Annotated in this window: 24 protein-coding genes and 4 pseudogenes; 15 read left to right on the top strand and 13 right to left on the bottom strand. The window is 45.0% G+C overall.

All coding sequences use genetic code 11. The features are described 5' to 3' along the window. Positions 1-51: 51 nt before the first annotated feature. The 3 genes from RIC07_RS15530 to RIC07_RS15520 all read right to left on the bottom strand — a co-directional run bounded on the left by RIC07_RS15530 (position 52) and on the right by RIC07_RS15520 (position 3,369). Positions 52-1,365 carry an APC family permease gene (locus RIC07_RS15530; RefSeq protein WP_446395321.1) on the bottom strand — a complete coding sequence of 438 codons (1,314 nt, stop codon included), beginning with the start codon at positions 1,363-1,365 and terminating at the stop codon, positions 52-54. A 69-nt stretch (positions 1,366-1,434) separates the two neighbouring features. Beyond that, positions 1,435-2,658 carry an RNA-guided endonuclease InsQ/TnpB family protein gene (locus RIC07_RS15525; RefSeq protein WP_446395320.1) on the bottom strand — a complete coding sequence of 408 codons (1,224 nt, stop codon included), beginning with the start codon at positions 2,656-2,658 and terminating at the stop codon, positions 1,435-1,437. A 462-nt stretch (positions 2,659-3,120) separates the two neighbouring features. After that, positions 3,121-3,369, bottom strand: coding sequence for a hypothetical protein (locus RIC07_RS15520; RefSeq protein ID WP_446395319.1), 249 nt, complete (start codon positions 3,367-3,369; stop codon positions 3,121-3,123). A 114-nt stretch (positions 3,370-3,483) separates the two neighbouring features. Here RIC07_RS15520 and RIC07_RS15515 point away from each other — a divergent pair. The 4 genes and pseudogenes from RIC07_RS15515 to RIC07_RS15500 form a co-directional block, all read left to right on the top strand. Beyond that, positions 3,484-3,705, top strand: a pseudogene (locus tag RIC07_RS15515) (helix-turn-helix domain-containing protein); the annotation flags it as partial. 24 nt (positions 3,706-3,729) lie between these two features. Further along, a complete protein-coding gene (locus tag RIC07_RS15510) occupies positions 3,730-3,975 on the top strand; it encodes a helix-turn-helix domain-containing protein (RefSeq protein WP_446362883.1) in 246 nt (81 codons plus the stop codon). Positions 3,976-4,031: 56 nt separating this feature from the next. Further along, positions 4,032-4,283 carry a helix-turn-helix domain-containing protein gene (locus RIC07_RS15505; RefSeq protein ID WP_446395318.1) on the top strand — a complete coding sequence of 84 codons (252 nt, stop codon included), beginning with the start codon at positions 4,032-4,034 and terminating at the stop codon, positions 4,281-4,283. Between the two features lie 4 nt (positions 4,284-4,287). Next, positions 4,288-4,599: a nucleotidyltransferase family protein gene (locus RIC07_RS15500; protein WP_446395317.1), complete on the top strand. Its 312-nt coding sequence runs from the start codon at positions 4,288-4,290 to the stop codon at positions 4,597-4,599. Between the two features lie 253 nt (positions 4,600-4,852). Here the strand turns inward: RIC07_RS15500 and RIC07_RS15495 are convergent, their stop codons facing one another. Next, the gene (locus RIC07_RS15495; RefSeq protein ID WP_446395316.1) at positions 4,853-5,395 is read right to left on the bottom strand and encodes a hypothetical protein; all 543 of its coding nucleotides are present in this window, start codon (positions 5,393-5,395) and stop codon (positions 4,853-4,855) included. Next, positions 5,388-6,299 carry a ParA family protein gene (locus tag RIC07_RS15490; RefSeq protein WP_446395315.1) on the bottom strand — a complete coding sequence of 304 codons (912 nt, stop codon included), beginning with the start codon at positions 6,297-6,299 and terminating at the stop codon, positions 5,388-5,390. Before RIC07_RS15490 ends, RIC07_RS15495 begins: the two co-directional genes overlap by 8 nt. A 349-nt stretch (positions 6,300-6,648) precedes the next feature. Here RIC07_RS15490 and RIC07_RS15485 point away from each other — a divergent pair, with 349 nt between their 5' ends. From RIC07_RS15485 to RIC07_RS15470, 4 genes are all read left to right on the top strand, one after another. Further along, entirely contained in the window at positions 6,649-9,792 is a 3,144-nt protein-coding gene (locus tag RIC07_RS15485) for a pentapeptide repeat-containing protein (protein WP_446395314.1), read from the top strand. Between the two features lie 108 nt (positions 9,793-9,900). Beyond that, a complete protein-coding gene (locus tag RIC07_RS15480) occupies positions 9,901-10,287 on the top strand; it encodes a hypothetical protein (RefSeq protein ID WP_446395313.1) in 387 nt (128 codons plus the stop codon). Positions 10,288-10,424: 137 nt separating this feature from the next. Continuing rightward, positions 10,425-11,441: an AAA family ATPase gene (locus RIC07_RS15475; RefSeq protein ID WP_446395312.1), complete on the top strand. Its 1,017-nt coding sequence runs from the start codon at positions 10,425-10,427 to the stop codon at positions 11,439-11,441. After that, the gene (locus RIC07_RS15470) at positions 11,438-11,953 is read left to right on the top strand and encodes a hypothetical protein (protein ID WP_446395311.1); all 516 of its coding nucleotides are present in this window, start codon (positions 11,438-11,440) and stop codon (positions 11,951-11,953) included. Before RIC07_RS15475 ends, RIC07_RS15470 begins: the two co-directional genes overlap by 4 nt. On the opposite strand, the pseudogene RIC07_RS15465 reads toward RIC07_RS15470, so the two are convergent. Then, positions 11,954-12,388 (bottom strand): annotated as a pseudogene (locus RIC07_RS15465) (class I SAM-dependent methyltransferase); the annotation flags it as partial. A gap of 266 nt (positions 12,389-12,654) precedes the next feature. Between RIC07_RS15465 and RIC07_RS15460 the strand changes: the two are divergent. From RIC07_RS15460 to RIC07_RS15445, 4 genes are all read left to right on the top strand, one after another. Beyond that, on the top strand, positions 12,655-14,355 hold the full coding sequence (locus tag RIC07_RS15460; RefSeq protein WP_446395310.1) for an ABC-F family ATP-binding cassette domain-containing protein: 1,701 nt from the start codon (positions 12,655-12,657) through the stop codon (positions 14,353-14,355). A 512-nt stretch (positions 14,356-14,867) separates the two neighbouring features. Then, a complete protein-coding gene (gene gpmI, locus RIC07_RS15455; RefSeq protein ID WP_446395309.1) occupies positions 14,868-16,469 on the top strand; it encodes a 2,3-bisphosphoglycerate-independent phosphoglycerate mutase in 1,602 nt (533 codons plus the stop codon). 62 nt (positions 16,470-16,531) lie between these two features. Beyond that, a complete protein-coding gene (secG, locus tag RIC07_RS15450) occupies positions 16,532-16,762 on the top strand; it encodes a preprotein translocase subunit SecG (RefSeq protein ID WP_044209019.1) in 231 nt (76 codons plus the stop codon). 266 nt (positions 16,763-17,028) lie between these two features. Continuing rightward, the gene (locus tag RIC07_RS15445; RefSeq protein WP_446395308.1) at positions 17,029-17,697 is read left to right on the top strand and encodes a matrixin family metalloprotease; all 669 of its coding nucleotides are present in this window, start codon (positions 17,029-17,031) and stop codon (positions 17,695-17,697) included. Positions 17,698-17,953: 256 nt separating this feature from the next. Here the strand turns inward: RIC07_RS15445 and RIC07_RS15440 are convergent, their stop codons facing one another. The 5 genes and pseudogenes from RIC07_RS15440 to RIC07_RS15420 all read right to left on the bottom strand — a co-directional run bounded on the left by RIC07_RS15440 (position 17,954) and on the right by RIC07_RS15420 (position 21,064). Then, positions 17,954-18,136 (bottom strand): hypothetical protein, encoded by a 183-nt coding sequence (locus RIC07_RS15440; RefSeq protein WP_446378398.1) that lies wholly within the window; start codon positions 18,134-18,136, stop codon positions 17,954-17,956. 34 nt (positions 18,137-18,170) lie between these two features. Continuing rightward, a pseudogene (locus RIC07_RS15435) lies at positions 18,171-18,419 on the bottom strand (adenylate/guanylate cyclase domain-containing protein); the annotation flags it as partial. A 30-nt stretch (positions 18,420-18,449) separates the two neighbouring features. Next, complete coding sequence (gene lptC / locus RIC07_RS15430) at positions 18,450-19,628, bottom strand: LPS export ABC transporter periplasmic protein LptC (RefSeq protein ID WP_446395307.1); 1,179 nt, start codon at positions 19,626-19,628, stop codon at positions 18,450-18,452. A gap of 142 nt (positions 19,629-19,770) precedes the next feature. Beyond that, positions 19,771-20,388, bottom strand: a complete 618-nt coding sequence (locus tag RIC07_RS15425) for a LabA-like NYN domain-containing protein (protein ID WP_446354357.1) — start codon at positions 20,386-20,388, stop codon at positions 19,771-19,773. 304 nt (positions 20,389-20,692) lie between these two features. Continuing rightward, a complete protein-coding gene (locus RIC07_RS15420; protein WP_446395306.1) occupies positions 20,693-21,064 on the bottom strand; it encodes a hypothetical protein in 372 nt (123 codons plus the stop codon). A 576-nt stretch (positions 21,065-21,640) separates the two neighbouring features. Between RIC07_RS15420 and RIC07_RS15415 the strand changes: the two genes are divergently transcribed. After that, on the top strand, positions 21,641-22,480 hold the full coding sequence (locus tag RIC07_RS15415) for an alpha/beta fold hydrolase (RefSeq protein WP_446395305.1): 840 nt from the start codon (positions 21,641-21,643) through the stop codon (positions 22,478-22,480). On the opposite strand, the gene RIC07_RS15410 is transcribed toward RIC07_RS15415, so the two are convergent. Both RIC07_RS15410 and RIC07_RS15405 read right to left on the bottom strand, forming a co-directional pair. Next, complete coding sequence (locus RIC07_RS15410; protein ID WP_446395304.1) at positions 22,457-23,251, bottom strand: COP23 domain-containing protein; 795 nt, start codon at positions 23,249-23,251, stop codon at positions 22,457-22,459. The two genes, RIC07_RS15415 and RIC07_RS15410, sit on opposite strands and share 24 nt — an antisense overlap. A 436-nt stretch (positions 23,252-23,687) precedes the next feature. Then, the gene (locus tag RIC07_RS15405; RefSeq protein WP_446375916.1) at positions 23,688-24,005 is read right to left on the bottom strand and encodes a P-II family nitrogen regulator; all 318 of its coding nucleotides are present in this window, start codon (positions 24,003-24,005) and stop codon (positions 23,688-23,690) included. A gap of 165 nt (positions 24,006-24,170) precedes the next feature. Between RIC07_RS15405 and RIC07_RS15400 the strand changes: the two are divergent. After that, positions 24,171-24,391 (top strand): annotated as a pseudogene (locus tag RIC07_RS15400) (hypothetical protein); the annotation flags it as partial. Between the two features lie 865 nt (positions 24,392-25,256). Further along, positions 25,257-26,417, top strand: a complete 1,161-nt coding sequence (locus RIC07_RS15395) for a sodium-dependent bicarbonate transport family permease (RefSeq protein WP_446395303.1) — start codon at positions 25,257-25,259, stop codon at positions 26,415-26,417. Positions 26,418-26,583 lie beyond the last annotated feature (166 nt).

Raw genomic sequence — 26,583 nt, 5'->3', positions numbered from 1 at the left:
TTTCCCCTTTTCACCTACTGACACCTTATCGCCGATCATCGCTGCACTGAATTAGTGATTTCGTGAACCTAAAGCCAATGGCAATACTATCGTTTTCCAGACTAATCCGGCTACAATTAATCCCAGACCAATCAACCAAATTTGTGGTTCCACCCAAAAGGCTAAGACGAGACACCCGGCTAATCCTACCCCAGCGATCCATTTGGGATACAGTCGTTCTTGGGTAGATAGCCGTAGGGCAGACAGGTTGGTAAGGGCATAATAAACCAAAACGGTAAACGCGCTAAATGACCAAGTTGTTTTGACATTACCAATCAGAACCAACGCCGCGATCGCAACTCCAATACAAATCACTGATATATAGGGTGTGGTTCCCGCAGCATTCAGACGCGCTACAATTCTGGGCATATCCCGACGACGCCCCATAGCCAATAGTACGCGAGATAATCCCAATATCAGGTTTAGCAATACGCCTACCATCGCCGTCATTGCACCCAGGGCGAGGAATGGGGGAACAAGGGGAATCCCAAATTGGCGAGAAGCGACTTCCAGAGGGGCGGCGTTTGATTGGGTGGCGGCGCTAAGGATATCCACACCCACAGAACCCACACCCACAGCGGCGATTGCCATATACAGGATCATAGTGACAATCATCGTCAAGATAATCGCGATCGGGATAGTGCGTCGCGGGTGATGCACCTCTTCTCCCAATGTGGCAATTCGACCATAGCCAGTATATGCCACAAACATTAAAGCACTGCCATGAAGTAAAGACGCGATCGCACTTTTATCTGAGGTGTCGGTGGGGAAAAAGGGGGTAAAATTCTCAGGGGTGACGTGAGGTAAACCCGTGATGATAAAGATCATCAGCGAGAGTAGGGTAACGGAAACGATAATTAGGTTAGTTAGGTTAGAACGACGAATTCCCCCTAAGACAATTAGCGTCAAGATAACTACTGTAACCAGCGCCATGGGAACTAACCATTGATTCGCATCCAGACGCAACGCATTTAACAAATAACCCGCAAACCCCAAAGCCGCCGTCGCCGCTGATGCTGTTTTCGCCAAGAGGAACATCCAACCCGCCGTAAAGCCCAGCCAAGGGGTAAGATAGCGATACCCATATTCATAAGTTCCCCCACTAACGGAATGATTCGCCGCAAGTTGGGCGCTACTTAACCCATTACAGGCGGCGAGTAAGGCTGCGATCGCAACAGCTAAAATTACCGATGTTCCCGCTACTCCAGCGGCGATACCAATACTGACAAATACCCCGGTTCCCACCATCGAACCCAGTCCGACTAGGATAGCACCCCGGAGATCCAATTCTCGTTTCAGTGAGGGTGGCGCGTTTGATTCTGGCATAGAGATAGTTGGTAAAAGTATAGTCAAATATAAACAGACTGAATTTCATTGCAGAAATTCCCTTCGCTTTTACTTTGAGAGATTAATTCTCCTTGGGTGAACTACGCACCTCTCTATCCCATAGCGGTTAAACGCATTTGGGAATGCTTTTCGTAAAATATTGTAGGAACCTATGACATCAGATTGAACAAGAACCCCCTGATTTGTACGATATAAACCTCGTTTAATTCTTTTTCCTGAAAAAACGGGTTTTTCAGTCATCTGTCCATAAACGGGGAGAGGATCTAAATTCAAAAAATTAGAAACTGAGGTATAGGATTCTTCTTGAAGAATCACCGATATTCCGGCTAATTGACATTTGTAAGTAATCCTGTCAATTAATCGAGCATGAGGAACGGTCACAAATTTCTGATTGTTGACTTTTCCTAAGTTCACTTCTTGTTTCCAGCCGTCATTTTTTCCAATCACTAAAGTGGTGATATCTTGGTCAACTAAGAGATTGACTAAATAACGACTAGCTCGATGAAGATAATTATCTATCTTCTGATTACGGCAACGAGTTAAACGGCGAATTCTCTGAGAACTTTGCTGATTGCCTTTTAACAGAGATTGTAACTTCGCTCGACGTTGGTTATAAAATTGATTTAGGCTTTTTAACGGTCTGCCATTAATCAACAAAGGAGTAAACTCCGGTTGATTTGAAGTTACAGCCATCAAGTTATCTATGCCTAAATCTACCGCTGCTATCTTTTCATTTGGGGTTAATAACTGTTCTTTTTCTTCATAAATTACCTCGATTACATAACAATCGCACTTGGGGACAATTCTCACTTCTACTATACGGTTAGTCACTTGGCTGGTCAACTCAATGTTAGTTCCTGATAGCTTGACCAATCCTTTTCTTCTGGCTACTTGACTTATCGCTTGAATCGTATAAATTAGAATATTTCGTCCTTTTTTGGTATCTTTATAGCCGGGGATTTTCGGTCTAACTATAAATTTATCTGGATGCTTTTTAAATTCAGAGTTCGCGGCGAAAAAGGATTTCCAGTTCCGATCTAATCCTCTTAAAACTTGCTGCGATACTTTCGCGGATAAGGCTTTATATTGTTCTGTATTTTTCATCAAGGAAGCCATCTGATTATAAGTCAAATACCCATGACCATAAATCCAGTTTTGGCGGATGAGATAATTGGCTGAGTTGTAAAGATTTTTAGACTGCCAAGATAATCGATCTATCTCCCTCCAAAAACGATGCCCTTTTTTGATTATATGTCTTTGGGCTAGTAGCATTATTTTCCGTGAGCTTTTCACCTGGAAACTCTTACATAAATACAAGCTATCAAGTCAGGTTTCAAGTTGTCCTCCGATGTAGAGACGTTGCAGGCAAAGTCTCTACAGTTATGATAATCATACCAGACAGAAATTGATGACCGATCAAATTTCCTTGTTTCCACCACCTCCAGGCAGTTCGATAACTGATTCCTGCTTTTTTGGCATAGTCTGAGAGTTATAATTTCTATATATTACCCAACATGACTATATTCTTATTGAAACTTCACAATACCACTTTTCCCAGTTGAGGATGCGCTTTGGGTTAATGTTCAGGTATTTGGCGATTTGTCGGAGAGTGATGACAAAGGTTTGGGGGTTGATGCGGTGGCGTAGCGGTTGCATAACGATTCGTGATTAGAGATGAGTGTCTGGTTCCCCCTTCTTAGCGACAGAAGGGGGTTAGGTTATTTTTGCTGCCAATTAGTCAACCTGAATACGGCGGATCAGGATACTCATAACCTCACCAGGATTTTGAGTCGGCTGAGGTTTGCTCCATTCACTGACTTGGGCGTAGCCAAGGCGGTAAAAGGTGTGAATGGTGCGACTGACACCTTGGGGAGTGCTGATGACTAAGACTTTTAGGGGGACTCGATTGGGTTCTGATGGTGGATTGGCAGGGAGAGGGGTTTGCGGATTGGGGGTTGGGTTGGGAAGAAACTCTTGTGTCATAAGGGTTTAACTGCTTTTTGTGTTTTGTTCCATATAAGGAACATCTTCATCATACCTTAGTTTTCCATATATGGAACATTTACTCAGTTATGAGCCTCTGACACAATCTGAGGCATGGGAAAAGCAGGCAAAGCACTCAAACAAGTCTTGGAACGTTATGGCATTACCCAAAATCGGTTAGCCGTGGTAATGCAAGTGGGACGTTCTAATGTTCACCGCTGGGTTTATGAGGTTGCCGATCCCGTCGGCGATGCCATCCTAGAAATCAGGAAGGGACTGAATACGATTAATCCGGCAGCAGCCGAGGAGTTTATTGGCTTGTATTTGGATGAGTCATTTGCCTCTGGCACTATAGAAACCATGCGAAAGGCAGGAAAAGCGCTAAGACAGGTGTTGGAAGCCTACGGCATTAGCCAAAATAAGTTGGCGGTGGCAATGGGTATTGGGCGATCAACAATTCACCACTGGGTCAATGAGAGTCGAGATCCAGGAGGTGATGCCATTCTCGAAATTAGGAAAGGGCTGAATAAGCTTAATCCGGCGGCAGCCGAGGAGTTTATTCGGTTGTATCTGGATGAGTTAGATGAGGGTGAGGAATCGTTGTAGGGAACGGGCTTTGTCAACCATTTACCCGGTTGTCAGCCTTTGACACAATCTCAGGCATGGGAAAAGCAGGCACAGTGTTAAAGCAGGTGTTAGATACCTATCGCATTAGCCAAAATAAGTTGGCGGTGGCGATGGGTATTGGACGTTCCAGTATCAACCGTTGGGTTAATGAAAATCGAGATCCATCCGGTGATGCTATCCTCCAAATTAGAAAAGGACTGAATAAAATTAATTCAGCGGCAGCCGAGGAGTTCATTAGGTTGTATCTGGATGAGTCAGAGGAGGATGAATTAGTTGACCAAGAGTAGCAGCATGACTAGCAAAACAGGGTTAGGCATTAAAGATTTGTTACACAATCAGCGTTTGCAAATTCTGGCTATTGCCCAAAAGCATGGAGCCTACAACGTGCGGGTGTTTGGTTCGGTGGCGCGGGGAGAAGCAACGGAAGACAGTGATATTGATTTTTTGGTTGACTATGACTTAGCAAAAATCACCCCCTGGTTTCCCGGAGGACTATTAATTGATTTAGAACAGCTACTCAATCGCAAGGTTGATATTGCTACGGTGGATATGTTGAAAGAACGCAGTCGCGATCGCATTTTGCATGAAGCTGTGATGCTATGAGGCGAGAGGCTGAACGACTGCAAGATATTTTAGATGCAATTGCGGCATAAGTTAGATGAGACTATGGAGGAGGTACAGGGATAAGGGCGCAAGCCTTGCGCCCCTACAGTCGCCCCTACATTTGGGTGTACCTCACAGACAAAAAAAGAACAGAAGTAACACTCGCAAAAACTGAAGCAACAGAACTTGATTTATATGAGGCGTTATAACAGATGATGATTTTGCTTAAAGCCAGTATCTCTATGAAGTTAATCTAAATTTCAGTTTTCATCTTTTTGTAGCCTTTTGCCCAATTCAAGGGTCGCTTATTACCATGTTTTTTTTGCAAATCCTTTAGATCCTTATAAGGGCGTTTACTAATAATTTGCTTGGCATAATTATCCCCAATACCATAAATTTGAGTAAGATCAGATTTATGATCATTCAGGAAATTTATAAAGTTAGTCATATCTTGAGAATCAAGAATAATTTGATTGAGTTTTGACTGTAACAGAGCTTGTTCAATGGCTTTTTCAGTGTCCCTCTGATCTGCCGAAATCAAAAATACCCAAATTCGCTGCATTCCTGCATTTACAGCCGCTTGATAGATAGGTAAACCCGTCAAGAGACGATAGCTATTGTCCTGATCCGTTAAGCAAGCAATCGGAAGAGAAAAATTAGTGCTCCATGTTTTTAATGCTTGTGAAATATTTTCAAGTTCTGCTTTTGAAACTTCCGGTTTACCCGGAGGAACCTCTAATTGGTTCACGGCAACTAAATAGGGTTTCGTTTCAATTTTTTTTAAATCTTCAATCATTTTTATTGTCCTTTTCAATAACCTCTATTCTTTCTAAAATTTTTTGAGTCAAGTCGATAAATTCTTTGGCGATATTTTCAGCTTTCGATTGCTGTTGAGCGAATAAAGAAATCGGCTTACGTGCCCTCGACGCTTGGCTAATATAGTCAGAGCGATGGATTTCTGGCAATATGGGTATGCTATCCTCCGTCTCAAGTCGTTTTTTCAGTAACTGTCTAACCATACTATTAAGTCGTGATCTTTTTTGCGTCATCATGGGAACTATTCCCAGAACCATACCTCTATTCGCAAATTGTTGTCGAACCTGGCGCAGGAAATCTAGTGGTGTATTGATCCCATATACTGATAGATATTCTAGCTGAGTTGGAATAAGTAGGTACTGAGCTGCAATTAAGCCCCCCTTCGCAATATCCGTTGAACTGGGAGGTGTATCAATGATTACATAATCATAATTATTAGCGATGCCTGGTGTCTGAAGTGCTGTATTCAGTCGTGTTTGCGGCGTTATAAATTTACTAATTGCCTGATCGGTAGTTTGATAACTACCCGGTAATACGTCGATTAGACCACTACAGGTAGATATATTTTCTAGATCTGCATTTAGAGCAGATGGTCTTATATATTCTTGGTAATCAAACCTGGGTAACTCGTAGTCACATAAAAAATCTATGAGTTCTTTTCTTTCCTTGAAAGTCTCTAAAATTATTTTAAATTCTTCAAAACTAGAAGCTTGATCTAATTGATCAGCTTTGTTAACCCCTAAAGAAAGACTAGCATTAGCTTGATCATCCAAGTCAACCACTAAAACCCTATAGTTAAGTTTGGCTATCTCATAAGCAAGGTTAACCACTAAAGTCGTTTTGCCAACGCCTCCCTTTGACGTATGGATTGCAATTGTACGCATTAAAAAAAACGGATATGATATATAGTCGTTTCAAAAGTCGGCAACTGTGTAATACAACTAGTGTAATACCAAATGGAGGTTGTGACTCACAGATTTTCTCTTTACTATAGCTTATCCTTCTGGAGACAGCAAGGTGAAAATTTTGCTGAAGCTCAGGAGATTGAGGAGTGTTTGGTTAAGACGTTAGGGGAGCGGAGGATCAGGAGGACAAGGCAGAACGACCGATTTTTGTATTATATGATACATTTTTTGTTTTGACTCCTCTTAGTTGTCAAAGTTTGTGGAGGGTGACAACCAAGAGAAAAAGTAGCTACCCTATGAGAATGGGTCATCAATAGTATAAGTAGCCATGGCAAGCAAGCTTTGGAAAAACGTCTGGAAGGTTTTGAATACTGACGTTGATCAGTTGTTTTCAGTCGATCAAGTAACGAGTGGTTCAGAAACACTAAAGAGTGGAACCGAGGCGGCAAAAGCCGTTTTGGATTTGGCGAAGACACTCAAAGAAGAAGGGAGCAACGTCCAGCAATTAGACCCATGGATGGGGAAAATTTCCTCACTATTAGAGGTACTAAACTCACCTCCAGCTCAAATTCTGGGGGCAAGCTTACCGTTCATCCCATTGGCGACAGGACTACTAGCATTTTACCTGAAACAAACTAAGCGAGAACTCTCTCTAGAAGAGTGTGTGGCATTTGTGAGCCAAGCGGCATATTTAGAAAGTTTACAGAAAACTTATGAGTTTTTACCTGAACACACTTTGTCAGAGTTAAACCGAATTGGGAAAACTCGAACTTCAGCAGAAATCGTCAAGCAGATTAGACGTTTAGGTCAGAAGCTTGAGTTGGATGAGTCAGAAGCAAAAAAAGCACTTTTGTGCTTTCATGAATCCAAGTTAGCGCACGATTTCAACAAGGTGTTAACCGCTCGGTTCTGTCAGGCAGGACTAAATAAAACTCAAGCCCAGCTTTTATCAAGGCGGGTTGCTCACGGTACTCACCGATATATGATACAAGCCTTAGTTGAGGCAGGAGATTCAGTCAAACGCCTAGCCGACTTGTATCGTGATGGCTGGCGGCGAGACTTGGCAAAATATCAGAGTATTGACAACTATCTAGATAGGCAAATCAAGCAGAAGCCAATTGAGCGAGTATTTGATGAAGAATTTACGTTCCAAGATATCTATGTATCGCTGAAAGTGCAACCTGTAAAGCCAAGTGGTGAACTAGATGAAAGGTCAAAGCCAATTGATATAGAGAAATGGACGCAGAAGATACTTGAAGATTCTGGTAAACAAAATCAGGTCATGTTCATTGAAGGTGGACCTGGACGGGGGAAGAGTGTATTTTGTCGCATGTTTGCCGATTGGGTCAGACAGCACTTGTATCCCATCTGGATACCGATTTTAATCCGGTTACGCGATATCACAACTTTTGACAAGGATTTAGAAAAGACTCTACAAACAGCTATCGGCTGGGATTTTGCTACGAGTGATAGTGGTTGGTTAACAGATGGCAATACTCGATTTTTGTTTTTGCTGGATGGCTTCGATGAATTGCTATTGCAAGGGAGAAGTGATAGAGGATTAAAACAATTCATCACCCAAGTGGCAAAATTTCAACAACGTTGTCAAGAGAATAGTGAAAAGGGACACAGAGTTTTGATCACCGGTAGATCCTTGTCCTTACAGAGTCCAAGCATTGAGCTGTCGATTCCAAATAATCTGGAGCGTGTGAAAATCATACCCATGGATGACAAAAGCCAGAAAAAATGGCTTGATAAGTGGCGAATTCAGGTAGGAACTGAAAAAACGACGGCATTTCGCCAGTTTTTACAAGATGAACGTTTGCCAGACCGAGTACGAGAATTGGCTAGAGAGCCGTTATTACTATATCTCTTGGCAGCCATGCATCGGGATAATCAGTTAAATAATGAAATGTTTGAGCAAGGTAGTAGTGTTGAAACCAAGATTTTGATTTATGAACAGTCTCTTAATTGGGTTCTCACTAAACAACGATCTGACCAAGGGTACAATTTAAATACCGCACTAACAGAATTAGATGTACAAAATTTGCGAAGAATTCTGGCTGAAGCTGGACTATGTGTAGTTCAGTCTGGTGGAGAATATGCATCAATCGCCATGATTGAACAACGGTTACGTCGCCAAGGTGAAGAGTATACTCAAGCTTTAGAAAGATCACAGACTCAAGACAAGGAAAATCCTCTGAGAAATATTCTTGCCACTTTTTACTTACAACCGACCAGTGGACGAGATGGTTCAGTTGAGTTTGTACACAAAAGCTTTAGTGATTTTTTGTTTGCTGAGCGGCTGCGAGAAAGTTTAGAAGCATGGACAATAAAAGGAGGCAAGCGTCAAACCTCGTATGAAGTATCGAGAGATGATATGAATTGGGAAATTTATGACCTACTGGGTTATGGAGGGCTGACGCCAGATATTGTAGAATATCTGAGCGCTTGGTTAAATACCAGTGAGACAATCGATACAGGTATCCTATTTGAACGCCTAGAGGATTTCTATTTTCGTTGGTGTGATGGAGATTTTATTGATGTTGATACAATCGAGAAAAACTTTCCTTTAACCAAAAAGCAGCAAGGGCAAGATCCGAAATTTTTCGTGGGACAGCGATTGGCAGATATTCACACCGTAGATATTTATACAGGTCTAAATATATTAATTTTACTTTTAGACTTACATCGCCTTGCTCAAGACAAAGAAAATCTGAAAAAAACAGTTTATTTTTATCCCTGTGGTCAGCCAGATCATGATGATTTTGACAGCTCTCGACTACGGCGGATTATTGGCTACAGCTACTGTATTGGAATTGATGCATTTGTGCAGACTGTAGGAATATTTTTGAGCCATGCAGAACTAAGTGGTGTGGATTTACATAGCGCTGACCTTCAGGGGGTTAATCTATGTAGCGCTAATCTTAGTAATGCTAACCTAAGTAATGCTGACTTGCGGGGAGTCAACTTGAGTAACGCTAATCTCAGTAACACTAATCTAAGTGGTACTGATCTCCGCAGCGCTAATCTCAGTAGTGCCGAACTCAGCCATGCTAATCTTAGTCGTGCTAACTTGACGGGATCTAACTTCCGAGAAGCTAATCTCAGCAATGCTGAACTACGAGGTGCTAATTTGGATCGTGCTGACTTCAGTAGTACCCAACTGAATCAGACATTTCTAAATCATGCATCCTGCCGTTATACTAATCTAAGTGGTGCTAATCTAAGTGGTGCTGAACTCCCTAGTACTGATCTAATGGGAGCTAACCTGAAATATGGATCTCTTAGTCGTGCAATTCTCCGAGGTGCTGACCTCCGAGATGCCAACCTCAGTAGTGCTAACATTAGTCGTGCATTCCTAGGAGGAATAATCTGGAATATAGAAACAAGATGGGATGATGCTAGTGGAATGGACACAGCATTTGATCTGCCACCAAATCTCAAGCAAGTGTTTGGATTAGGATCTTAGAAGCACTAATTAGATGTTTAGAGTACGATGGGAGTCATTAGATAGAGAAAAGATAACTCATTCAAGCTGGTTATCAGCTCACAGTTTTTCAGGCACGAAAAAGCAAAAATGGCTGAACTCACCATTCAAGTACCAGACGAACTGGCTCAACGCCTAGAACCACTTCGCGATCGTCTCCCGGAATTACTACAGCGTCTCGTAGAAACCGTTCCCCCCAGCATTCCCTTACCCAACCAAATCTCATCTGTTACTAACCCAACAGATGCTCCAACTGCATACACTGAAGTTCTCGACTTTTTGATCGCCCGCCCTACTCCTCAAGAAATCACTACCTTTAAAGTTTCCGCAGAAGCTCAAGAACGTCTCCGCACGCTGCTAGACAAAAACCGAGAAGGAACACTCACAGAAGCTGAAGCAACAGAACTTGATTTATATGAGCAGTTAGAGCATCTAATGATTTTGCTTAAAGCCAAAGCTTATAACTTAATCGGATAAATGACTGCTTCCGCGATTTCCCCTTGCCTACGTCAGTTCAATCAACCTGTTCAGATTATCATAAAGAGAGCATAGCTAATCCACTCTGGCTGTTGTCGAGTTAAACTTACCGTGCAGAAAGTCGAGAGAAATAACCCATGCTAAACAGCCTTCAACTCAAAAATTTTGGTCCGATAGACCAGCTTAAGTGCGAACAATTAGGCAATATTAACTTAATTATTGGTGAAAATAGCACAGGTAAAACAATATTACTTAAGGCTCTTTACAGTGCCATGCGAACCTTGGAAACCTATAAACGGGGCAATGAACCGCGCAGCGCTGAAGAAATACTGGCAGACAAACTTTACTGGACATTCGAGACGGTAAAAATCGGCGAACTCGTGAGAAAAGGAGCGGATGAACCTTTATCATTCCAGATTAATGTTAACCATCAAAAATTTATCTATACTTTTGGCAGAGATACAACCAAGACTATTCAAAACTTAGACAATCATGTTACACCCCGCGAGAGTAACTCAATTTTTTTACCCGCTAAAGAAGTTCTTTCTCTGCACTCAATTATTTTAGAATCTCGTGAACAAGACAAGACTTTTGGGTTTGATGATACCTACCTAGATCTAGCCCGTGCCTTACGTCAACGTCCTAAAGTTGGCAAAAAGTATAGAGAATTTGCTGAATCGCGAAGAAACCTAAAAGATATTTTAGACGGCAAAATTGAGTATGACGAAAGTTCAGGAATTTGGCACTTTAAAAAAGGACATCAAAAGTTCTCTATGGGAGTGACGGCAGAAGGCATCAAGAAAATTTCGATTCTCGATACTTTACTCGGAAACCGCTATCTTGATCCGCAATCCATCATTTTTATTGACGAGCCAGAAGCGGCGTTGCATCCAAACGCCATTTCCAAATTACTTGACATCATCGCTATGTTAGCGGAGTGTGGAATCCAGTTTTTCATGGCAAGTCACTCTTACTTTGTAATCAAAAAATTATTTCTCATCGCTCAACAACACAATGAAATCTCAATCAAAATAATTTCAACTAATCCTGAACAGTGGACTATTGCCGATCTAAAAGATGGTTTGCCGAGTAATCCTATCATTGATGAATCTATCCAACTTTACAAAGAAGAAGTGGGGCTGGCTTTTCAATGACCACTCAACCGATTATTGAATCTGGAATGACGTTCGGATCTTATCCAGAAGGACATTGCTTCCATATTGAAAAAAGTCAAACCTACCAAGACATCCAGGAGGGCGTTAAGATAGCAGAGCTTTTGTTGCTATATCCTCCCAATTCACCAAAGGTATGGATTATTGAAGCAAAATCCAGCTCACCTCGTCCTGAAACACAACCAGGGTTTGACGATTTTATCGAAGAAATCCGAGAGAAATTGACGAACGGGCTGAATCTCTGTATGGCAACTTGCTTAAAACGCCATGCAACATGGACAGAATTACCTTCTCTCTTTCAGACACTCGATTTAGAAAAAATTGATTTTCGCTTACTATTAGTGATCAATGGACATAAAGAAGAATGGCTTCCACCATTACAGGACGCCCTAAAAAAAACACTAAGCTCAACTGTAAAAACTTGGCATTTATCGGCAAATTCTGTGGTCGTGCTAAATCACACATTAGCTCAACAACAAGGATTAATTCGCTAAGGGGTAAATGCTAACTAATGTCAAAACACCCCCAGGTTTTAAGGCGCTATAAATACGATAAAATAGCTGGGTTAGTGAAGCGCGATCGCTCTTTTTATCAAACAGGTAGTTCAGGCATTCACCAATGGAGGTGACAGCATGACATGCTGGGATATCTACATTAAACAATGACTCAACCAGAAACTCCGCTTCTGGGACTCGGGTTCGTGCTATGGCAATCATTGACTCTGAACTATCAACGCCGAAAACGTGATAATCTGCCTTTACCAGTTCTTGCGCCAACAATCCACTCCCACAACCCAAATCCACGACTAAACCTTCTCTTATTTGGTGTTGCGCGAGGATTGCCAATATACCAGGTGTAGATTTCAGGGCGTAATCCCGGAATCCGACATCGTGGATATATGCCAAGTCTTCTTTGTACCACGTTTCCATATCCTCTCACCGCTAAATCCTCTAGACTATTGGTTTAGTCTGATGAAGGGGGGGTTTTGTTGAAAGGTTATTGGTGGATATCCTAATTAAACCCCTAAACCCATCCCTAAAGATGTCTTTCGGGTTGCACGAACCGGCGCTAAAGCGCAACTACGAACCGATCCATTAAATTTTGTTACGATAAACTCGGATGGAGAGTCAGCGGCGCACCCAAAACGTCGGGTAGCTCAATCTCCCTGCTGTAATCTGCTTGAGACAATACACCCATGCTGAGACTAGAACACATTAGTAAAATTTATCCCACTGGCGAAGTTCTCAAGGATGTCAACTGGGAAGTCAAACCGGGCGATCGCATTGGCTTAGTTGGCGTTAATGGTGCGGGTAAATCCACTCAACTTAAGATTATTGCTGGGGAGATAGAACCCACGGCTGGGGAAGTGATCCGCCCTACCAGTCTCCACATTGCTTACCTCACCCAAGAATTTGAGGTTGATCCCAGTCGCACGGTGCGCGAAGAGTTTTGGACGGTATTCACGGAAGCCAACCAAGTACAGCATAATCTGGCGCAGGTGCAACGGGACATGGAAACCGCTGATCCCGATGAACTCGATCGCCTGATCCACAAGTTGGATAAATTGCAGCGTCAGTTTGAAGCCCTCGATGGGTATAGCCTGGAAGCCCAAATAGAGAAGATATTACCGGAAATGGGATTTGCTCCCGAAGATGGCGATCGCTTAGTCAGTGCGTTCAGCGGCGGTTGGCAAATGCGGATGAGTTTGGGCAAAATACTGCTGCAAAGCCCTGACTTATTACTGTTAGATGAACCGACAAACCACATCGATTTAGAAACCATCGAATGGTTAGAAAATTACCTGAAAGGATTAAAAACCCCGATGGTGATTGTCTCCCATGACCGGGAATTTCTGGATCGGCTCTGTACCCAGATTGTGGAAACTGAACGCGGCGTCTCTACCACCTACCTGGGCAATTATTCGGCGTACTTGCAGCAAAAAGCTGAGATGAAAGAATCCCAACTCAGCTCCTATGAGCGTCAGCAGAAAGAACTGGAAAAGCAGCAAGCCTTTGTTGAACGGTTCCGCGCTAGTGCAACCCGCAGCACCCAAGCAAAAAGCCGCGAGAAACAATTAGAAAAAGTTGAACGCATTGAAGCACCAACGGGTAGCTTAAAAAGCTTACATTTCCGCTTTCCCCCAGCTCCTCGGAGTGGTCGCGAGGTTGTCAATATTAAGGAATTGGTGCATACCTACGACGACAAGATTCTTTTCCTCGGTGCAGACTTGCTAGTGGAACGGGGCGATCGCATTGCTTTCTTGGGACCGAATGGATCAGGGAAATCCACGCTATTACACCTGATGATGGGGATGGAAAACGCCACGGAAGGGATTGTGGAACTGGGTAAGCATAATGTGATCCCCGGCTACTTTGAGCAAAATCAAGCCGAAGCGCTGGAGTCAACTAAAACCGTCATGGAAACCATTCATGATGAAGTTCCCGATTGGAAAAATGAAGAAGTTCGCACCTTATTAGGACGGTTTCTTTTCAGTGGTGAAACGGCATTCAAAAAAGTTAAATCCCTGAGTGGGGGTGAAAAAGCGCGTCTGGCTTTGGCAAAAATGTTGCTGCGTCCCGCGAATTTACTCTTATTGGATGAGCCAACCAATCACCTGGATATTCCCGCCAAAGAAATGTTAGAGGAAGCCCTCCAGCATTATGACGGTACCGTGATTATTGTCTCCCACGACCGTTATTTTATTTCCCAAGTGGCGACCAAAATTGTGGAAATTCGTGATGGCGAGTTCCGCACTTATTTGGGGGATTATCACTACTATCTGGATAAAATCGCCGAGGAGAAAGAACAGGCACGATTAGCCGCGATCGCTGCCGAGAAAGCCGCCAAGAAAGCTGAAAAAGCTGCCAAGAAGAAAGCCGCCGCCAAACGTCGCTAAAAAAGTTAGCCCTCAACTAAAGTTGGGGCTAAAAGCTTAAACCCGTTTCAACGGGTTCACAAAATTATAGCTTTTCACGGTATGGGGTGTCTCTGTAGGGGCGGGTTTCACCACTATCTTTTCGGTTGCAACCCTAAGTAACTAAACCCGCCCCGACTCAGGTTTTTAGACTTCCCGTGAAAAGTCAGTCAAAGGATTCCCCCGTAAGCTCGATGCTTACTTTCGCTTTGACGCGGAAACGAAAATTCCGGCTATGGGAGTCAGTAACATTCTTCTGAAGTCACCTGACTCATGATACAAGAGTCAGCTAGTTGAGAAGAGTATCAACAAGTATCCTCTGCAAAGAGCGTATCGAGAACAATGATTCCAGAGAAAGAAAATAGACCGAAGAAGCTGCTAAATTTTCCGGCAAAATGGCTAAAAAGTCAAAAGAAAGGCAAAAATTAGCCATCAAATCAAGAAACTAATGATATCATGGCGGTGAAATTAGTATAGGAATAAAGAGCGATACTATGATGCAAGCACCTGTATCTCCTGTGGTGCTAGTCATCTTGGACGGCTGGGGCTACCGCAAGGCAAGGGATGGAAATGCCATTGCCATGGCTCGAACCCCTGTGATGGATAGCCTGTTGACGGCTTATCCCAGTACAACCATTCGCACATCTGGTAAAGACGTTGGTCTACCAGAGGGTCAAATGGGTAACTCGGAAGTGGGTCACCTGAATATCGGTGCTGGGCGTGTCGTCCCCCAAGAACTAGTTCGCATCTCAGATGCTGTGGAAGATGGTTCGATCAGGGAGAATGCAGCCCTGCAAAAATTGAGCCAAGAACTGAAGAAGCGTCAAGGGGGTAAGTTACACCTAATCGGCTTATGTTCGGACGGTGGTGTGCATTCCCATATCAACCATCTGCTGGGATTACTCGATTTTGCTAAATCCCAAGGCTTCTCTGATGTTTGCGTTCACGCGATTATGGATGGTCGGGATACCAGCCCCAACTCCGGGATCAGCTATCTTCAGACCATTCAAGAGCATATTGACAAAATTGGCATTGGACGCATTGCCACGATTAGTGGTCGCTACTATGCCATGGATCGCGATCATCGCTGGGATCGCACCCAAAAAGCTTACGACATGATCACCCAGGATGGGACTGGGGATGGTCGGAGTCCGGTTGAGGTGATGCAAGCGTCTTATCAGGCGGACATTACTGACGAGTTTATTCTCCCGACTCGGATTACGTCGGGTGCATTGGAACCGGGGGATGGGATAATCTTTTTTAACTTCCGTCCCGATCGCGCCCGACAATTAACTCAAGCTTTGACTGATCCGGAATTTGACGGATTTGAACGGGAATTGATTAAACCCCTAGCGTTTGTCACGTTTACCCAGTACGATCCCAGCTTCCCGGTTTTGGTGGCGTTTGAGCCGCAGAACTTGAATAATATTCTCGGCGAAGTCGTTTCCCGGAATGGGTTGCGCCAATTCCGCACGGCTGAAACTGAAAAGTACGCCCATGTCACCTACTTTTTTAATGGCGGTTTAGAATTACCCTTTGAAGGAGAGGATCGGGAACTGATTCCCAGTCCCATGGTCGCAACCTACGATCGCGCCCCGGCGATGTCCGCCGTCGATGTGACGGATGTAGCGGTAAAGGCGATTAGCAAAATGATTTACTCCTTGGTGGTGATCAACTACGCCAACCCGGATATGGTGGGACATACGGGAAATACAGACGCCTGTGTGAAAGCCATTGAAACCGTGGATCACTGCTTGGGACAGTTGATTGAGAGCATCAACAAAGTGGGTGGAACCGCAATCATTATCGCCGATCACGGGAATGCGGAATACATGCGAGATGAACAAGGTAATGCTTGGACAGCGCACACAACCAACCCTGTACCCTTTATTCTGATAGAAGGGGAAAAATTAAAAATCCCTGGACATGGCACGGACGTTGCTCTGCGGAGCGATGGACGGCTGGCAGATATTGCACCGACGATTCTGGACATCTTAAACCTGCCACAACCGGAAGACATGACGGGACGTTCTATGATTAAACCCGTGGAGTTTGATGTACGGAAGAATCGGACGCCAGTACGAGTTGCCTTATAGTCTTTGGTCTTGGACGAAAAAAGAAGACCACATTGCCATTGACAAATAAGCCATAATCAAGTATGACCAGTCAAGTTCTGCAAATTATTTGGGCAGCATCTGCTCTCGGTTTGATTGTTTTAGTGTTGCTTCATAGTCCCAAAGGGGATGGTATTGGCGGAATTGGGGGTCAAGCCCAACTGTTTACCAGCGCCAAAAGTGCCGAAACCGCCCTCAATCGGGTGACTTGGGTGCTTGCCATTATCTTTATCGGTTTGACCATTGTTCTCAGTGCAGGGTGGTTGAATCAATAATGGGTTGTCCATTGTTTGCTGTTCGTTGTCTGTTACAACTAGCCCCAGACAAAAACAGCAATGTTAACTGGGTTACACCCAAGGATTATCTAGGAAGGAATGACCCAAGTCACCAATTTGGGATGAAAAAAAGTGCAACTCGCAGGTTGAGGCGTTTCCTCTATAGCACCAGGAAACGTCTCTTGTGGATCACGATCTTGACCAGTGGGTTGATTCTGTTACTATCGATATCTTGGCATGTCCCTGGGATTCCGTTCTCTCTCCCGATGCCTCAACCTCACCCACTCCCCCAACCATTGGCGCAGTGGGATGATCAGACTGATGCTGGTGATTATTTCACGGAGATTAAGTTAACCCCGGTGGAGTATCTGGTTTGGTCTGAGTTTCCGGTTCAGGTTTATATTGAACACCCCAAAGAATCAGCGGAATCCTCGGCTAGTGCTAAACGATTCCACGATTGGTACGATGCTGTATTAGAAGCCGTAGAGGAATGGACTGTCTATTTGCCCTTACAGGTGGTTTCTGAGACAGAATCAGCAGATATTATTATTGTGCGATCGCGCCCTCCTTTGCAAGCTTCCTTTAACCGCGAAACCCAACGATTTGAGAACATTCGCGCCCGCGCCGCAGAAACTCGCTACGAATTTTATCTGCGTCCCGGTGTTGAGGAATCACAACGTATTTTAGCGCACAAGTTTACCATTTCTCTGAGTCCCCACCAAACGGTAGATTATACCCTAGCCACGGCTCGTCATGAACTCGGACATGCGTTGGGGATTTGGGGTCATTCTCCGGTGGAAACGGATACGATGTACTATTCCCAAGTTCGCTATCCGCCAGAAATCTCTGTGCGGGATATCAACACGTTGAAACGGATTTACCAGCAGCCCACTCGTTTAGGATGGGCGGTAACACCTAATATCATGTCCGGTTGAATACCCATAATTGCGGTGATGGGTTGAAGGGGTGAATTCATCGCTATGAATCCTGTTTAAGATTTAGAAACCTGCGAAGGCAGGTTTTGTTTGTGTAGATGCGGTTTTAACCGCCCCATCCTGGAATGGCTCAACCCTATTAAGTTATATAAACAACCTTACAAATGACGTAGCTTGCTTCTCAAGGGCAGCGAGTTCTCCACCGTTAACTTTTTAATTGTCCCCACCTACTGACTGATGGGGGATCTTCAGCGTCCTATCCTAATTTGACAAAGATTGCCTGCACCAGCTTTACCAGTTCAAAGGTGACAAAGATGGCGAGGATGGCTGTAACCAAGCTATTTAAGACGCGATTATTGCCATAGCCAAACAGAGAGGCGGTAAATTTGATCAACACAAAGGCAAGACCGGTAATGACGGCAAGTTGCAAAAAAGTCATAGGTTCTCGTTTAACTAAGTATTTTTGCTGATTAGACTTCGCAAATTCGACTACTCACATTGGTTGTATCCCCAATTGTCGCATATTGTATCAGCGTTTTAGACCCAATATTTCCCGCCGCAACCATGCCAGTATTTAAACCAATGTGAATTTGAATTGAGCGTCCTTTTTCGCGAATCCATTTCTGATTTAAGCGACAAACCACCCATTGTATTTCAATCGCTGCTTTTACTGCTAAATCCACATCATTTGGTTGGCGATAGGGTGCGCCCCAAACCGCTAGAGCGCCAATCCTGATTACTAAACCGGCGCTCTAGGGGACAATTTCGGTGACGACGCGATCGCTCGATCCACTCCTGACGATCATGCTCTGATCCTGTAATTTACCTACGGCGGTGGCTCCAGTGACATTAAAGGGGGGATCAACTTGTTTATAAATCACATTCCCCGACGCCTGCATATTCTGAGTGGGAATGTCCCACCTAACCTGATTGGCGTAGAGTTCGGCTTGATTGCGACTACCCACACCTTGGACACCCCCCTTTAAATTGGCGACTTCGCTCTCTAAATCTACCTGTCCCTGATTCGCTGTAATCACCACATTCTCGCCCTGATGGACAATTTGAACAGGCTGATTTGAGCGGACTGTTTCCGCCTTGACATCCCAGATTGCCTCATTGCTGGAGATTAAAACTGGGGGATCAATGGACGTAAGCTGAACATCTTTTTTCAGGATCGCGACTTTGGTTTTTAGGTTATAGTCCGTCTGGTTAGCGACTACGCGATCGGTCACAGTGTTATCCTTGTACCGTTCCGTTTGAGTCCGTTGATCCCCAATTAACTTTTGCCCTTTGATTTGCCAAAGTAACTGCTCTGTTTTCAGTTGCACATTGGGATCTTTCGAGATTGCCTGAACCGAGCCTTTCAGTTCCATTTGCTCACTTCGGGTTAAATACTGTCCTTCATTAGCCGTGACCTCGATTTGTTCAGGATGGCGTCCCTCTAAGTTTCGGCGTACCACTAACAACTCATCCTGGGGTAACCACTCCAATTCCTCTCCCTTAAAAACCGCGCCATTGCGGGTATCAGTAGCCGTAATATCTCCTCGCAGAAAGATTTGTTTCCCATCTTCCCGAACTTCCCCACTCTTGGCTGATACTTTTAAAATAACCTTTCCATCCTGAAATAAATCACCGATGGGCTGTTCAACTTTAGCGATTTTTTTGTCTTTAGTATAGGTTGCTTGGTTAGCTTTTACCCGCCATAAAGGACGACCTTGTTCATCAGCTTGCTCCAAGGTGACATTGTTGAATACAAGAGATCCTTCAATATCGGTAGACTCTGTATCTTGTTGAATTTTCTTGACCGTTTGACTGTCAGTCTGACAGCCGAAGAGTGGAGCATAAGCCAATAGACAGAGGCTCACCGCAAAACATCGTTTCCAACTCAAAATCATTGGAGCTAGCTTCGTGAAATTTTGATGATGAGTCATTAGTCCTTATCGCTAAAAACTCAGGACTAATGACTCATAACTCATGAATTCAAATTCGGGTATTCGTAGCGAGCTTTCTGGCTCGCATTACCAGAATTTCGACATTGCCATTATTGACAATAACGTTTCCATGACGAACAGCTTAATGACCCATGGAAGGATCTCCGGGATCATCCATCATACCAATACCGGATAACGGACGATAGGTATAGTTTTGTCGTGGGGATTTGCGGATACTTTCTTGAATCTGATCCAGATCAATATACCGATCCGCAACATTAATCAGACTATCGCTAGTCATTGAACGTAAACTAACCACCTCAACCCGCACTCCTCGATAACTGACGGCATCTACCGCATAAGCTAGATCACCATCACCACTGACGAGAATGGCAGTATCATAAGACCCCACTAATGCCATCATATCGACAGCTATTTCGACATCTAGATTGGCTTTTTTCGAGCCATCGGGTAACTGCACTAAATCCTTAGCAATCACCCGGTATCCATTACGGCGCATCCACAGCAAAAACCCTTGCTGCTTTTCATTGGTGCGATCAACACCAGTGTAAAAGAAGGATCGCAGCAATCGTGAACCAGCCGTTAAACGAACCAACAGTTTCGTGTAATCGATTTCAATGCCTAATTGCAAAGCTGCATAAAACAGATTCGAGCCATCAATGAATATGGCAACTCGACCGCGATTTTCTAAAACTTGTTCAGGTGTAAAAATGGGATCGGTACTAAAATTATTCAACATGATTTTTATGCCTCAGTTTTTTATGCAAGAAATAGATGCCTCCTTCCCAACCATCTTCTCGTTTAGTCAGCCGTAAGTGTGATTTTGGCTGAAAACGACGGAACACTATTAGGCTTCCATCGCCCAAAAACAAGTGGGGATGTCCTTTAGCGATGATTCGCTAACGTTCCCCAATGCCGAGGAATGACTTATGTTGCATGATCTTAAATGAGAGTTTTTTGGTTAAAGTCACTGGGATTGCCAGGTTTTTGGTAGATATCGATGTTTATTGGGAATAGTCAGCACGAGTAGACAAGCTGTTAGTCTAACTGATTCCCCGATACTGTACAAGACCTGCACAGTTAGGGTAGTGTTTCCGTATCTTGGACGAACTGCCAAACTCTTGTTTGACAAGGAATTGGTTAAATGAGTTAAGGGAATTAATTCCCCAAATGATGGTTTTGGCTACTTGCCTCAAGGCGAGGATAGTCTCCATATTAGCCATGCGATCGCTTAACCGTTGCTGGATAGATTCTAGACCATGATCTGTCCTCCTGTATTTGTGGATACTCTCTACCCTAGCCTCTTGGTAATCGGGACTCCTCTTACCTAGGCTTCGGCACAGGAAGTCCCTGAGTTTGTGGGCTACGTTGCTTTTAACGGTCAATGTGTTTCTTTGAGTCCGATTAGAAGTCATCGATTGTTTACAAAAACACCCTCCCTTACTTGGTTGTCATGGTATATCCAGTTGGCTTTATTTAGCATTTTGCCCAAAAAAAGTATTAAATACTACAAAATATTAACAAACTTTACTAAATTTTGTTGAAAAATGCTTGAACTAACTAAAAAAAAGGAGTTATTTCTCAATATAAAGAATTATTTCGTTAAATTTAGGAGAGTTCAAGCTCTTCTCTAGGTTGAGTGACAGGTCAACGGAACTGAGATTAAGTCAAGGCAGTAGCAGAGGTAAGTCTTGGTAATTTGCCGTCTATCCATATAATAGCGATTTTGTCAACTCCTGTTGTTGAATTGGGGCTAAGACTACTGCGATAAGCTGCGCCAGCTCCCTAATTGTTCCCATATTTCCCAGCATTTCAATCATCCCCACTTTCAGACTATTTGCCAGTCAGCCGTATTACCGCTTATTGTAAAGAAAGATTAAATAACTATCCCTAAGGGTTGTGTCAAGACTAATCGATACAGATCTCAGCTTTAGCCGAGAAAGCCCCTAGGGGGGAAATTGTCTAGTATAAGCGAAGGCTACCTAAAGTCAATGATGCCAGAGCTAAAAAGTCATCCTTATTTTCTGAAACCGCGATCGCCAAATCCGGATTATCCCTTGTTCGTCTATTTACCGGGGATGGATGGAACAGGTCAGCTCTTGCGATCGCAGATACCCAACTTAGCCGCAGCGTTTGATGTTCGGTGTTTGGTCATTCCTCCCCACTATTTGAGTAACTGGCAAGACTTAGCCAATCAGGTGGCTAGCTTAATTGCCACAGAACTCAGCCAACGACGCAGCCAAAGCGTTTATCTGTGTGGCGAGTCTTTTGGTGGCTGTTTAGCCCTAAAGGTCGCCCTCACCGCCCCCCATCTGTTGCACCGAATCATTTTAAGTAACCCAGCTACATCCGTGAGTCAACCCTCTTGGTTGCTATGGGGATCACAATGGTTAGGCGTATTACCCGATAATGTTTATCACCTATCTACTTTGACATTGTTACCCATCTTATCATCCCTCAATCGGATGATTCCCAGTAATCGCCGCGCCCTCTTAGAGGCGATGCGGTCTTTACCCGCAAAAACGATGCATTGGCGAGTATCCATGCTGAGGAATTTTAAGGTTGATCCAGCAGCACTTGAACCGTTGACTCAACCCGTCCTCATTCTCGCCAGCGCTGCGGATCGCTTGTGGTGTTCGTTAGCCGAAGCCAAATCCTTAGTCAACTATCTGCCAAACGCTACAATGTCGGTGCTGCCGAAGTCAGGTCATGCCTGTTTACTGGAAACAGATGTCAACCTATTCGAGATTTTAAACCACCAAAACTTCTTAGATCTCAGTGTTCCTCAATCCGAAATTGAACCTGATTCATCGGAAATTATCAGGGTTTAGACGGGGAGTTGAGTGTACAGGTGTCCCCTGGCGCAATTGAGTTCCTGTTCCCCCATCAGCCGGATCAAGAAAAGGTCGCAAGTTAATGGCTTCAGAACTCGGTCTAGACGGTTGACCAATTCCCAAAACCGATAACCCCTCATTTAACACCTGATCCAGCAGATCTGAACGGTTATCATCTTCAATAAAAGTGGTAACAGCATCCGTCGATTGACCACTATCAGCAACCGTCAAATTTTCAAACACGCGATCGCGAGTGAGTTGAGGATCTTGACCCGGTGGTATAGTCAGGACGATTTGACAGTCTGGGTTCTTCTGAGTCGTGACACAAATAATATCGTAGTTATTTTCCGTCGCTGTCCGCATTTCCAATAACCCATCCGGTCGATAAAACTCCAAACGGCGGCTAATTTCATTACAGCGGCGTTCTGGAGTCCAACCTCCACCCATCAAACTCGGAGTCGCCCACGCATAAGCTTGCTCAGGTTGACTTTCGGGGTGATACATCACCGTGTATTCCCCATCGAAGAATTGGCAGGTGAATCGAGGGTCATCAGTGTTATTCTGAGCAACGGTAGCATCACGCTGAAGCTGATTTTGAACGGGGAGGTTTTGGTTGACAGGGTTGACGGCTAAAACATTCGTACTAGCGAGGACAACGGCTAAACTTGCTGACCAGCCCGTGGTTCTTAACCCCAAAGACACCCCCTCTGATATTAAATGGCGGGTCATCTTAGTCGAGGGAACAGGGAATCGGGAAGAGGGTTTCATGATCTGGATACGTTGTGGATAATCGACTACTTATGAGGTTAAGACCATAGCAGTACGATAAGAGGTTCCCTGAATACTTCACAGTCATTTGTCATTTGTCATTTGTCATTTGTCATTTGTCATTTGTCATTCGTCATACTCGCTCCCTTGATCAGCAAGCTACGTCATTGGTTATTTGCTTCCCCATCTTCCCCATCTTCCCAGCATGCCAAAATAGCGCGATACGTTTCTTCGGAACAGGCTCCGCCAACGCGCTATTTTGACAATAGACAAGAGATAGGTTGAAACCCACGCTACATAAAGGTTTCAGCGATTGTAAGTCGGGCGGCAGCTCGCCGAAGTCTGAGCGCTAGCCGAACGTCTAAAAAATCGCGGAAAGCTGGACAGTGAGGCAGTTTTGGTTTTTCGGAACGGAACTTCTGACTGGGGTTTTGAGTTAGAACGTGTGCGCGTGTAGTACCTCCATCACATCACAGATATAGCTGATGCCCGAATAGTCGTCGAAAAACTTCGCTGCGACCTCATCCGAAATCTTCACGGCCATATCCCGATTGGGGGTGAGTATCTCGAACTTTACATTCGAGAAGTTGTCGGAAACGGTGGGTTGTCCCGACGAGCGCACGTTGCGACTGCCTTTACCGCCAGCGTCCACCACCGTATAACCGGTAGCTCCGGCTTCGTCGATGATCTTGCCGACCTTTTTCAGTAGCACCTTTTCCGTGACGATGACGAGCTTGCTGGCTTTCTGGGTCATGTAGTTTACCTCTTGATGCGTTCTATTACGACAATTCAAGGCAAAACCATAAAGTCTTGCCTTGAACCATATCTTTAAGATTATGCCAAAGATCGGCGAATCCAATACCCTCTGTTGAGAAAGATTGACTCAGATTAGCGGAAGCATTTTATAAAAAACACTTATCCTTTTGGCGCTATGACCCGTGGCAAACTGCAAGAGCAGTTGATGCATATTTGTGAAGAAAACAACATTATCGCCATCATGGTAACCCACGATGTGGACGAGGCGGTGCTGCTGAGCAATCTACTCGTCACGGTCTAGAAAAAGTCAATCTGGGTGTGGGCTTTGTGCCGCTGAAGGCTTGTGCGCCGATCGCGATCGCGAAAGAAAAAAGCTTCTTCACCAACTTGGAATAAAATGCTGATCAAGGTCTGCGAGGGTGGAAAGATCGGTGATCTGGTTGTTAAACACCGCAAGTGACGCCAGGTTGTCGAGTCCCACTAGGGGTGACAGTTACATTGACCACAGATATAGGGGTTTTCTGAGACTAAAAGGAAAACTTATGATTTGAATTGGGCATTTCCATGCAAGTTGGTACAGATTTTAAGATAAACTTAAGCACATAGAGATTCGGGTCTTACATAGATCTTGATCTATGGGAGATGCTGCGGGACAGGTATTCGCATAATACCTGTGCTGTAGGGGTGTAGCGCTGCACCCCCGCTTTCTGCAACTTTTAACCAATTTCACTTATCACAATCACCACTTCCCCAGCCAGGGGAGGCGGAAGGAGGTATTCATGGCAAATTTCTCTCGTATGTCTCGTCAAAACTTTCTGTACACCGCCGGCGCTTCCACAGCCGGCTCTATTGTAGTTCCAAGTAGAAACCAACAGCAACAACTGCCAGCGGATTGGAAATCCAAGGCTAACACAACGAAGTCCGTCTTCACGGACTCTAAAGATTTACGGAAATAAATTGGAATGACTATATCTTCATCTCTGGTTGACCCTGTTTCCCACAGTCTGCATCTGGTTTGCGGCTTTGGGGGTGAGATTGCCAATGAATCACCACTGAATTAGCGTGATCGTTTGCGCTCGCCGGAGCAAAACCTTATCTTCCAGCACACAACGCACCGGGATGCAGATGCATTCTTAGTGGCGGGTTGACTCGCTGCTCACCCGGATATGTGGAGCCGGCCACCCAGGACTCGAGGCAACGCTTGCCTGCCGTCCTGACCCCTAAGATTGAATCAAAGAGGAATTACAACATGGATTTTTTGTCCGATTTCTTGACGCTCTTCCTGGCGAAGTTGCAGTCCCCGACACTCGGCTTTCTGATTGGTGGTATGGTCGTTGCCGCCCTCAATAGCCAACTGCAAGTTCCAGATGCGGTTTATAAGTTCATCGTCTTCATGCTGCTCATCAAAGTCGGACTGAGCGGCGGCATTGCGATCCGCAATTCCGATCTGCTGGATATGCTGTTGCCCGCAGCGTTCGCCGTGATAATAGGGATTCTTATCGTGTTCATCGGGCGTTATACCTTAGCCAAGCTGCCGAATGTTAAAGTCGTGGATGCCATTGCCACCGCAGGCTTGTTCGGTGCTGTGAGTGGCTCTACCCTCGCTGCTGGCATAACAGTACTGGAAGCGGAAGGCATAACATACGAGCCCTGGGCTGCCGCACTCTATCCTTTCATGGACATCCCAGCGCTCGTAACTGCGATCGTCTTAGCCAGTATTTATGTCAGCAAGCAAAAGCAAAAGTATCTCAGCAAGGAGGAGTCTCTCAGCAAGGAGGAGTCTCTCAGCAAGCAGAGCGTTACCGCAGGCGGGTATCCCAGCGAGCAGGAGTATCCCACCACCAGGCAGGAGTATCTCAGCCAGCAGCGCATTACCGCAAGCGGATATCCCAGCCAGGAGCCTGAGCGGGTCAAAATATGGCCCATCATCCAGGAAAGCCTTCAGGGCTCTGCCCTATCGGCACTGCTGCTCGGCATCGCTCTAGGCATACTAACCCAGCCGGACAGTGTCTATGAGAGCTTCTACAATCCCCCCTTCCGGGGCCTGCTTTCGATCCTGATGCTGGTAATGGGTATGGAGGCTACGGCAAGGCTTGGCGAGCTGCGCAAGGTGGGTCAGTGGTACGCCCTATATGCCTTTGTGGCGCCGTTGCTGCATGGGCTCATTGCCTTCGGTCTCGGCTGGATTGCCCACGTCGCCACGGGATTCACCCCTGGCGGCGTCGTGCTCCTAGCTGTCATCGCCGCCTCCAGTTCAGACATCTCAGGACCGCCCACTTTACGAGCTGGTATCCCGTCTGCCAATCCCTCCGCCTACATCGGCTCGTCCACAGCCGTCGGCACGCCAATTGCGCTTGCCATAGGAATACCGCTCTACATCGGACTCGCCCAGGCGCTGATGGGCGGCTGATTTCAGAGTCGCGGTCTGCCGATGCTCCCCTAGCCCAGCGACCAACGCGGCGGCTATGTCAAGGTCTGCGTCGTCTCCATTCAACAGCCACGCAGCCCATCGGTCTGGGCTAATGACTTCTTTGCCGACGTCAACGTCCCGCAGGTACGAAACACAGCCACCAAAA

Source organism: Coleofasciculus sp. E1-EBD-02, from assembly GCF_040218245.1.
GTDB lineage: Bacteria > Cyanobacteriota > Cyanobacteriia > Cyanobacteriales > Coleofasciculaceae > Coleofasciculus.
The sequence above is the reverse complement of the archived record's forward strand: the minus strand, read 5'-3'. Positions and strand labels throughout refer to the sequence as shown.